1 protein-coding gene is annotated in these 338 nt (G+C 42.3%); it reads right to left on the reverse strand.

All coding sequences use genetic code 11. From position 1 onward, the window contains the following. Positions 1-320 (reverse strand): hypothetical protein (locus Q0822_RS18225; protein WP_299126401.1); only part of this gene is annotated, 320 nt, incomplete at its 3' end. Between the last annotated feature and the right edge of the window lie 18 nt (positions 321-338).

The following is a 338-nucleotide window of genomic DNA, read 5'->3' on the forward strand; positions in this document are numbered from 1 at the left end:
GTCACATCATTCTCTATACGCACATAGATTTCTCTAGTGACCGTTGTATAGAGTGTCGCTACAGCACTGGTTCCTGTTTCAGCAAGTTCTGGCGAGCTATAATAACTTACGCTCATGCCTGTCTGTGATCCGATGACTTGAGCGTCTTTAGTGCTTAAATCAAATTGGGCTATACCATCATTGCTAACATCATCACAAACTTCTAATGGGGTTGTGACATTAGCTATGGGGTTTTCCAATACTTCCAATTGTAGCGTATTAACGTTATAACAGGTGGTGGTCGTGTTTTCTAAACGAACAAATAGCGTTTGGGCCGTCATTGCCGTATTGGTGTAACC

Source organism: uncultured Winogradskyella sp. (assembly GCF_947496485.1).
Taxonomy (GTDB): domain Bacteria; phylum Bacteroidota; class Bacteroidia; order Flavobacteriales; family Flavobacteriaceae; genus Winogradskyella.